The following is a 9,732-nucleotide window of genomic DNA, read 5'->3' on the forward strand; positions in this document are numbered from 1 at the left end:
GGGGTCAGCCCGCCGAAGGAGTCGAAAGCAGCCACAGGCCGAACACGGTGTAGCCGATCATCAGCAGGGTGAGCGGAAGCTGGCTGACGCAGGCGCGTCGCGCGTCGCCATAAAGCCGGAAGGCGAGAATATGGGCGACAAGAACCGCCAGCACATGGCCGGCGACGATCCCGCCCGCCTGAATGTTCCAGAGCACCCAGGCCGCCCCCGCTCCCGCCGTGATGGCGGCCTCGACATGCATATGGGCCGTGCCCAACAGATTCCAGCCGCGAGCGAAGGGATCGGACAGCGCAACCAGCGCATACTGGCTGTCGACCAGCAGCGAGGCGAGATAGTGCGCCAGATGATAGGCGAGCGCGATGGGTATGATCGACCAGACCAGCAGGCCGGCGCTTTCATGCGCGCGGGCGGAGCCGGCGATGCTGTCGCCAAGGCGCACCGCCAGCATGAAGGCGACGCCAAGCAGCGCGAAACTGAGCAGCAGACCGATGGTGCTGGATGACATCACCGCGGTGCGGCCCGGAAAATCGAGCGGATTGACGCCGATCAGTCCGAGCCAGAAGAAAGTATGCGTCAAGCCGTCGAAGGACACTCCCGACAGCGCCAGCAGCACGAAGGCCACGCCGCTTTTCGGCAGGGGCTCGATCTCCAGTAGCTTTGCGCCCGGCCAGCACAGCGCCAGCCGGCCCTCGCCGTCTCTGCCCAGAATCGCGAAGCGCGAGAGCAGGCGGAAGAAGACGGTGAGGAACTCGCCGCGCCTGCTCCATTCCTCATGACCGAACGCGAGCATGGCCAGGAAACTCAACAGCCAGTAGACGCCGGCGGCCCGCGCCAGCTTTTCGGGGTCGTCGGGGGCCGGATAGACCAGCTCGAACCAAGTGAAGGCGAACAGCAATATCACCGCCGGCCACAGGCCGATCCGCTCGGGCAAGGCGATCTTTTTGGGGGCGACGCCCAGCCGTCCGGCCAACCGTCCGACCAACTGGCAAGGACCGTACCAGGGGTTGAGCCACGCCCATATGTCGCCAATCAGACCCTGCGCCAGCGTCAATCCGACCCACAGCAGCGTCCATATGGTCAGCGGTAGCGGATTGGAGAGCGGATCGCGGCTGCCCCAGAAGCCGGCGGCGATCAGCAGGGCGAAGCCGGCGAAGGACAGAAGGCTCGTCACCGTCCGCATCTCCTCGCCGAGCGGGAACAGCGTCAGCCGCTTCGACCAGATCTGACCGACAAGACGCGGCGGCGCCAGGGCCAGCACGAGAAAGGAAGCCGCCACCGCAAGCGCGCCGCCGAGCGAATAATAGCCGGTCGGCAACAGCAGGACGTGGCCGCGATCCGATGCATGGGCGAGCGCTTGCGACGGCAAGGTGGCCGCCAGAAATGCGCCCAGTGCGAATGCGTTTCCTGTCCTCGCGCGCATCGGGCGGGGTCAGACTTTCACGAACTGCTCGACGCGTTCCTCATTGCCGAAGATGCGTATGTAGCGGCGGATCTCGGTCTCGTCGCCGGTGGCCTTGGCGGGATTGTCGGAGAGCTTCACGGCGGGCCGGCCATTGGCCTCCGTCACCTTGCAGACAAGCGAGATCGGGTTCAGCCGGGTGGTCGGGACCGGCGCGCAGCCCTCGAAATCATTGGTCAGGTTGGTGCCCCAGCCAAAGGCCATGCGCACCCTGCCATGGAAATGCCTGTACGTCTCGACGATGGTTTCGGCCTCCAGCCCGTCGGAGAAGATGAGCATCTTCTGGCGCGGGTCCTTACCCTTCTCGCGCCACCACGAAATGATGCGCTCGCCGCCCTCGATGGGCGGGGCGCTGTCCGGGCGGAAGCCGGACCAGTCGGCCACCCAGTCGGGCGCGTCGCGCAGGAAAGCGGCGGTGCCGAAGGCGTCGGGCAGCACGATCAGGAGATTGCCGCCATAGTAGCGCTGCCAGTCCTTCAGCACCCGATAGGGGGCCTGCCTGAGCTCCGCCTCGTCCCCGGCCAGCGCCGCCAGCACCATCGGCAGTTCGTGCGCGTTGGTGCCCACGGCCTCAAGGTCGGTGTCCATGGCGAGTTTGACGTTGGAGGTGCCGGTGAAGGACTTGCCGATGCCTTCCTTCAGCGCTTCCACGCACCAGCGTTGCCACAGGAAGGAATGGCGGCGGCGGGTGCCGAAATCGGAGATGTTGATGTCGGGAAGCTGCTTCAGCAGCTCGGTCTTGGCCCACATCTTGGCCTTGGCGCGGGCATAAAGCACATCGAGCGCAAAGGGGCCGTATTCGCGCAGCGCCGCGCGCGAGCGCAGCTCGTTGATGATGGCCAGCACCGGGATTTCCCACAGCGTGGTGTACATCCATGGGCCGGCGAAGGTCAGTTCGTACTGGCCGTCGCGCTTTTCCAGATGGTAGTCGGGAAGCTGGAAATCCTCCAGCCAGGCGAGGAATTCCGGCTCGAAAATCTGCTTGCGGCCGTAGAACGTGTTGCCGCCCAGCCAGATCATCTCCTTCTTGGAAAAGCGCAGCGTGCGGGCATGGTCCAGTTGTTCGCGCAGCGCCCCTTCGTCGATTTCGTCGGCCAGCCGCACCGAGGTGGTCCGGTTGATCAGCGTGAAGGTGGCGTCGACCTTGGGGTACATGCCCCAGATCATCTGCAACATCAGCAGCTTGTAGAAATCCGTGTCGAGCAGGCTGCGGACGATCGGGTCAAGCTTCCAGGTATGGTTATAGACGCGCCGCGCAATATCGGTTTTGGTCATGTGCTTGAAGCTTGCCTTCGCTTCCGGATGAAAAGATGCCGCGCCGCGTCTCTTAGCACCTATTTTTGCACCGCGCTGCACGCTTTGAATGTGCAGCCGAAATATGGCGTCACGGCATGGCGCGGAAAGCCGGCAGCCGGCGACGCCGCAGCCAGCGCGTCAGAAGCAGCACGGCGACAACGGCCAGACCCGCCGAAAGGCCGATCCAGACGCCCACGCCATCGAAGCCGAAATGGAAAGCGAGCGCGATGCCGAGCGGCAGGCCGATGCCCCAATAGCCGAATGCGGCATAGATCATCGGTATGGTGGTGTCCTGCAGCCCGCGCAGCATGCCGGCCGCCACCGCCTGCGCGCCGTCGACGATCTGGAACAGCGCCGCCACGGCGAGGAAGCCGATCGCCAGCTTCACCACCTCGGCGTTCGCCGGGCTGTCCACGTCGATGAAGGCGCCGAGCAGCGTGCGCGGCAGCGTCATCATCACCAGCGCCGACAGGGCCATGAAGCCGACGCCCATGGCGAAGGACGTCCAGCCCGCCCGTGCGATCGCTTCCGGGTCATGCGCGCCATAGGCGATGCCGACGCGCACGGTGGCCGCCTGGTTGATGCCGAGCGGGATCATGAAGGAGACCGAGCAAAGCTGGATCACCACCGCATAGGCGGCGAGCGACGAAGCGCCGATCAGGCCCATCATGAGCGCGGCGGCGTTGAAGAGCGTCGTCTCGAAAGCCATCATCGCCGCGATCGGCATGCCAAGCCACAGAAGCTGGCGCAGGCGCTGCCAGTCGGCGCGCCAGAATCGGCCGAAAAGCCGATAGCGGCGGAAACGGCGGTCCAGCGTCACCACCAGCACCATGCCGAGGAACATGGAGAAGTTGGCGATGCTGGTGGCGAGGCCGGAGCCGACGATGCCCATGCGCGGGAAGCCGAGATGACCGAACACCAGCACCAGGTTGCCGACAAGATTGACGGTGACGCCGATGAAGGCCGCCACCGTGGCCCAGCCCGGCCGCTCCAGCGTGGCGATAAAGGACCGCAGCACCACATAGAGGAAAAACGGCAGCAGTCCCCATTGCAGGGTGCGCAGATAGTGTCCGGCGTCGCGCGCCAGCGCCGGTTCCTGTCCCATGGCCAGCAGGATGCGCTCGCCGTTCCACAAAAGCGCCCAGATCGGCAGCGCCACCAGCACGGCCACCCACAGGCCCTGGCGCACGGTGCGGCGCAGATCGCGCACCGAATTGCGGCGGCGACCCACCTCACGCGCCATCATCGGCACGGTCGCCAGCATCAGGCCCAGACCGAAGATGAGCGGTGCGAAATAGAGATTGGCGCCGAGCGCGCTGGCGGCCAGCGTCGCCGGTCCCACCCGGCCGAGGATCATGACGTCGGTGGCGGTCATCGCCGTCTGGGCGAGGTTGGTGAGAACCAGCGGCCAGGCGAGCGCCAGCGTCGCCCTGATTTCCTCGCGCCAGAGATGTCCGGATGCGCGTGCATCGGCTTCGATGGCAGACATTGGTGTTCTTTCCGATCGCGGCGCGTCGGAAGCATGTCCGGAAGCCGCACGAGAGTTCCGGAAAGAATGTTCCGGAAAACACGTCGTCTTTTGCCTGCAAGCCCGCGACAAGGCAAGAGGCTTGCAGATCATGTCGATTGATCCAGCCGGATATCGGACAGTCGGGAGCGAGCCTGCCGGTATGGTCTTGTCAGGCGCGCGCATCTGTCCAATTGTTCCGGCAGAAGCCGAAAGGAGATCACGCATGCGGCAAAAGGCGGTTTTCTGGGACATGGACGGCACGCTGGTCGACAGCGAGCCACTGCATCACGCCGCGCTGGAAGCGGCGTTGCGTGAACTCGGCATCGAGCCGCCCGACGATTTGCAGGAGCGGGCGATCGGCATCGCCGCCGGGCCGCTCTACGAGATGCTGCGCGCCGAGCAAGGGCTCTCGCTCCCCTTCGATGAGTGGATCCTGCACAAATACGGCCACTACATGCCGCTGGTCGCAGAGCTGGCGCCGCGGCGCGGCGCGTTGGAGATCTATGGTGAATTGCGCGGCAGGGGCATCCACCAGGCGGTGGTGTCGAACTCCGACCGGCTGGTGGTGGACGTCAATCTACGGGCCGTCGGCCTGTCCCATCCGGGCATGCGCAGCGTCAGCCGCAACGACGTCATCGATCCGAAGCCCGCTGCGGAGCCGTTCCTGCGCGCAGCCTATCTTGCTGGCGTCGATCCCGGCGAGGCCGTGGCCGTCGAGGACAGCTGGACCGGGGCTAGGGCCGGTCTCGCGGCCGGCATGCGCACCATCTTCTGGCCGGAGCGCCCCACGGAGGGACCCTCCGGCGCCATCGTCGTCAACTCCGCCGAGCAGTTGCGCGCCGAGCTCGGTCTCTGAACGGGCGACGGCGCTGTTGGAGCGGCGGGCGCTCCGACGTCCGTTCCTTAGCCGCATTTTGTCCGATTGCCTGCCGCTGAAGGCTTTGCGATAAGCAGCCAGCCCAACGGAGACATTGGCTATGGGAGCCAAGATCGTGCCGCCCCCCGACTATGAAGAGCGCGTGCGTGCATCTTTTGCGCGCCAGCAGGCGATGGCCACCATCGGCGCGGAACTGACGCTGGTGACGCCCGGCATCGTCGAGATCGAGATGCCCTACGATGCGCGGCTCGCCCAGCAGCATGGCTTCCTTCACGCCGGCGTCATTTCCACCGCGCTGGATTCAGCCTGCGGCTATGCCGCCTATTCGCTGATGCCGGAAAGCACGGGCGTGCTGACCATCGAATTCAAGGTGAACCTGCTCGCGCCCGGCAAGGGCGAGCGTTTCCTGTTTCGCGGCTCCGTCACCAAGCCTGGTCGAACCATTACCGTGGCCGATGGTCAGGCCTATGCCTTTGGCGCCGACGGCGAGGCGCGGCTGATCGCCACCATGACCGGCACCATGATGACGGTGGCCGGGCGAGACGGGATCGAGGGCTGATGCAGGAATTGATCGCAGGCCGGCGGGTGCTGTTCGTCATGGCCGCCGAGCCGGAATACGGGCCGGCGCTCAAGAAACTGTTCAGGCCGTTCATGACCGGCGTCGGCCCTGTCGAGGCAGGCGTGCGGCTCGGGGCGGACCTGGCGCGGCGCGCGGCATCGGGCATCCTGCCCGAGCTCGTCGTTTCGCTGGGTTCCGCGGGGTCGCGAAAGCTGGAGCAGACGGAGGTTTATCAGGCCGTCTCGGTATCCTATCGCGATATGGACGCTTCGCCGCTCGGCTTCGCCAGAGGCGTGACGCCTTTCCTCGCCCTGCCCGCCGCCTTGCCCCTGCCCTTGCGCATAAAGGGCGTGAAGGAAGCGACGCTCTCCACGGGCGCTTCCATCGTTTCAGGAGCGGCCTATGAGGCTATCGCCGAGGACATGGTGGATATGGAGACCTTTGCCTGCCTGCGCGCCTGCCAGCTGTTCGAACTGCCGCTCGTGGCCCTGCGCGGCATTTCCGATGGCGCGGCGGATCTGAAGCATGTCGACGACTGGACCGTCTGCCTCCACATCGTCGATGAAAAGCTGGCCCGTGCGGTCGAGGCGCTGGAACGCGCGCTGCGCGACGGTTCCATGCCTTTCGGATAACGTTCCGCAGCCGCGGCGAACCGCGACATCAAAATCATTGCGTCTGCAGACGTTCTTCTTTAAAGGCCCGACATGACGACGAACCACTCCGACACCATTCTCATCATCGATTTCGGCAGCCAGGTCACGCAGCTCATCGCGAGGCGCGTGCGCGAGGCCGGCGCCTATTGCGAGATCGTGCCCTTCCAGTCCGCGGCGGAAGCCTTCGACCGTGTCAGGCCGAAGGGCGTCATCCTTTCCGGCAGCCCGCATTCGGCCGTTGACATCGGCAGCCCCCGCGCCCCGCAGCGCGTGTTCGAGACCGGCATTCCTGTGCTCGGCATCTGCTATGGCGAGCAGACCATGTGCGCGCAGCTCGGCGGTCAGGTCGAGGCCGGCCATGAGCGCGAGTTCGGCCGGGCCTTCCTTGAGATCGAGTCCGACTGCGCGCTGTTCGACGGCGTCTGGGCCAGGGGCACCCGCCATCAGGTGTGGATGAGCCATGGCGACCGCGTCACCGGCCTGCCCGAAGGCTTCCAAGTGGTCGGCACATCGCGCGGCGCGCCGTTCGCGGCCATCGCCGACGAGAAGCGCCGCTTCTACGCCGTGCAGTTCCACCCCGAGGTGGTGCACACGCCGGACGGCGCGCGCCTGCTCTCCAATTTCGTGCGCAACATCGTGGGCGTGAAGGGCGAATGGACCATGTCCGCCTATCGCCAGCAGGCGGTCGAGGCGATCCGCAAACAGGTCGGCGACAAGAAGGTGATCTGCGCGCTGTCTGGTGGCGTCGATTCCTCCGTGGCCGCGTTGCTGGTCCATGAGGCGGTGGGCGACCAACTCACCTGTATCCTCGTCGACCATGGCCTGATGCGCAAGAACGAGGCAGCCGACGTGGTGGCCATGTTCCGCCAGCACTACAATCTGCCGCTGATCCTCGTCGATGCCGCCGATCGCTTCATCTCGGCGCTGGAAGGCGAGAGCGACCCGGAGACCAAGCGCAAGACCATCGGCCGCCTGTTCATCGAGGTGTTCGAGGAAGAAGCGAAGAAGCTTGGCGGTGCTGATTTCCTCGCGCAGGGCACGCTTTATCCGGACGTCATCGAAAGCGTTTCCTTCACCGGCGGGCCTTCCGTCACCATCAAGTCGCATCACAATGTCGGCGGCCTGCCCGAGCGTATGAACATGCAACTGGTCGAGCCGTTGCGCGAACTGTTCAAGGACGAGGTGCGGGTGCTCGGCAAGGAACTCGGCCTGCCGGAAAGCTTCATCGGCCGCCATCCCTTCCCCGGCCCGGGCCTCGCCATCCGCTGCCCCGGCGGCGTGACCCGCGAGAAGCTGGAGATCCTGCGCGAGGCCGACGCCATCTATCTGGACGAAATCCGCAAGGCCGGTCTCTACGATGCCATCTGGCAGGCCTTCGCCGTGTTGCTGCCGGTCCAGACCGTGGGTGTGATGGGCGACGGGCGCACCTACGAATTTGTCTGCGCGCTTCGCGCCGTGACTTCGGTCGACGGCATGACCGCCGACTTCTACCACTACGACATGAGCTTCCTTGGCGACACTGCCACCCGGATCATCAACGAGGTGCGCGGCATCAACCGGGTCGTCTACGACGTGACCTCGAAGCCCCCCGGCACCATTGAGTGGGAATGATTCAGGCCCATCCTGACAGTATCCAAACATACGCTATAACTTTCTGTAAGTCAATGATATAAAATGATAAATCGTTCTGAATGGTTCGACATCTATCGCGGGGTATGCGTTACAGATGACGGACTTTTCGGCGGTTCCTGTTAACTTGCTCAATTGATCTTTTGAAAGTACCGTCAGGGGAATGAAAGCCGCTGACGGACTTTTTTTTGACCATAACACATTGGAAATGCTGATAAAAATTCCCAGAAGTTGGGTCAAGAATGGCTGACGTACTTTTTGGGTGGCTTCTCCTCTTTTGATCTCGTTTTGGAGGGAAAAATGCTCACGGACGCAGCCATTAAGGCATTGAGACCACGTGACAAAATGTACAAGGTGACGGACCGGGACGGGATGTACCTATTGGTCTCGCCGACCGGTGCGTTGACCTTCCGTTTCGACTACCGTTTGAACGGGCGTCGGGAGACGGTGATCATTGGCAGATACGGACGAACTGGCATTTCGCTGGCGCGCGCGAGAGAGAAGCTGATCGAAGCCAAGCTGATGATACAGGATGGCATCTCGCCCGCCCTCGAAAAGCGGCGCGAGAAGCGGCGTATCAAGGAAGCCAAGAGCTTCGGCGAATTTGGCGAGCGCTGGCTACAAGATGCGCGAATGGCCGATAGCACCCGGGCCATGCGCCGCACGGTTTTTGAGCGCGATATATTGCCAACCTTTCGGAACCGGCTTCTGAACGAGATACTGCCGGAAGACCTGCGCGCAATGTGTGAGAAGGTGAAGGCACGCGGCGCGCCCGCGACCGCGCTCCATGTGCGGGATATCGTGAAGCTGATCTTTGCTTTCGCGATTTTGCACGGCGAGAAGGTTTCTAACCCGGCCGACGAAGTTGGTCCGTCTTCGATCGCAACCTTCGTAGCGAGGGACCGATCTCTATCTCCCTCCGAGATACGCATCATGCTCACCCAGCTCGAGCACGTGGCGACCTTGCCCACGATCCGGCTCGGGATGAAACTGTTCCTGCTGTCGATGGTGCGAAAGAGTGAATTGCAGGATGCGGTCTGGGACGAGGTTGATTTCGAGAACGCCGTCTGGTCGATTCCGAAAGAGCGGATGAAGCGATCGAAACCTCATAACGTCTATCTGTCGCAGCAAATGCTCGACATTTTTATCGCCCTCAAGACCTGCGCCGGGAATTCAAAATACGTCCTTCCTTCCCGCTACGACGCCGACGCTCCGATGTCGCGCGCGACGTTCAATCGGATCACCGTGGCGGTTGTGGAGCGGGCCAAGAAGGAAGGGTTGCCGCTGGAGCCCTTTACGGTTCACGATCTGCGGCGCACCGGCTCGACCTTGTTGAACGAGGTCGGCTTCAACAGCGACTGGATCGAGAAATGCCTGGCGCACGAGGATGGACGGTCGTCACGGGGCATCTACAACAAGGCCGAATACGAGCATCAGCGCCGGCATATGATGCAGGAATGGTCCAACATCGTGGATGCCTGGGTCGCGGGCCAGAAATATTCGCCCACCCTGTATCCGCCGAGGATGGACCTGCTTACGCCCGAGCCTGATGCCTGACAGGCCGTGTCTTGCGGAGTTGCACATCGGGAACTGGCGCGGGCTTCACAGCCTTGGCGCGTGAAGCCCGACGCCGCTCTTCAAGCCAGGCCTCGACTGTGATTTTTCATGGAATGAGGACCCTGTTTAAGGGGTGATTTTCGTCCAAACGGGACCCCTTAACGTGGGGTCATCAAGATGCCTCCGGTTTGA

8 protein-coding genes are annotated in these 9,732 nt (G+C 63.6%); 5 read left to right on the forward strand and 3 right to left on the reverse strand.

Annotated elements, in window-relative coordinates:
* Positions 1-4: 4 nt before the first annotated feature.
* The 3 genes from ABID44_RS12205 to ABID44_RS12215 all read right to left on the reverse strand — a co-directional run bounded on the left by ABID44_RS12205 (position 5) and on the right by ABID44_RS12215 (position 4,244).
* On the reverse strand, positions 5-1,420 hold the full coding sequence (locus tag ABID44_RS12205; protein WP_354151980.1) for a hypothetical protein: 1,416 nt from the start codon (positions 1,418-1,420) through the stop codon (positions 5-7).
* Positions 1,421-1,429: 9 nt separating this feature from the next.
* Positions 1,430-2,734, reverse strand: a complete 1,305-nt coding sequence (gene pncB / locus ABID44_RS12210; protein WP_354151981.1) for a nicotinate phosphoribosyltransferase — start codon at positions 2,732-2,734, stop codon at positions 1,430-1,432.
* A 109-nt stretch (positions 2,735-2,843) separates the two neighbouring features.
* Positions 2,844-4,244, reverse strand: a complete 1,401-nt coding sequence (locus ABID44_RS12215; protein ID WP_354151982.1) for an MATE family efflux transporter — start codon at positions 4,242-4,244, stop codon at positions 2,844-2,846.
* Positions 4,245-4,488: 244 nt separating this feature from the next.
* Between ABID44_RS12215 and ABID44_RS12220 the strand changes: the two genes are divergently transcribed.
* The 5 genes from ABID44_RS12220 (at position 4,489) to ABID44_RS12240 (ending at position 9,540) form a co-directional block, all read left to right on the forward strand.
* Positions 4,489-5,121: an HAD family hydrolase gene (locus tag ABID44_RS12220; protein WP_354151983.1), complete on the forward strand. Its 633-nt coding sequence runs from the start codon at positions 4,489-4,491 to the stop codon at positions 5,119-5,121.
* Between the two features lie 121 nt (positions 5,122-5,242).
* On the forward strand, positions 5,243-5,701 hold the full coding sequence (locus ABID44_RS12225; RefSeq protein WP_354151984.1) for a PaaI family thioesterase: 459 nt from the start codon (positions 5,243-5,245) through the stop codon (positions 5,699-5,701).
* Complete coding sequence (locus ABID44_RS12230) at positions 5,701-6,333, forward strand: 5'-methylthioadenosine/S-adenosylhomocysteine nucleosidase (RefSeq protein ID WP_354151985.1); 633 nt, start codon at positions 5,701-5,703, stop codon at positions 6,331-6,333. The genes ABID44_RS12225 and ABID44_RS12230 overlap by 1 nt, the downstream gene beginning before the upstream one ends.
* Before the next feature lie 72 nt (positions 6,334-6,405).
* Positions 6,406-7,965, forward strand: a complete 1,560-nt coding sequence (gene guaA / locus ABID44_RS12235; RefSeq protein ID WP_354151986.1) for a glutamine-hydrolyzing GMP synthase — start codon at positions 6,406-6,408, stop codon at positions 7,963-7,965.
* Between the two features lie 318 nt (positions 7,966-8,283).
* Positions 8,284-9,540 (forward strand): tyrosine-type recombinase/integrase, encoded by a 1,257-nt coding sequence (locus ABID44_RS12240; RefSeq protein ID WP_354151987.1) that lies wholly within the window; start codon positions 8,284-8,286, stop codon positions 9,538-9,540.
* The last annotated feature ends 192 nt before the right edge of the window (positions 9,541-9,732 follow it).

Source organism: Aquamicrobium ahrensii (assembly GCF_040545755.1).
Taxonomy (GTDB): Bacteria; Pseudomonadota; Alphaproteobacteria; order Rhizobiales; family Rhizobiaceae; genus Mesorhizobium; species Mesorhizobium ahrensii.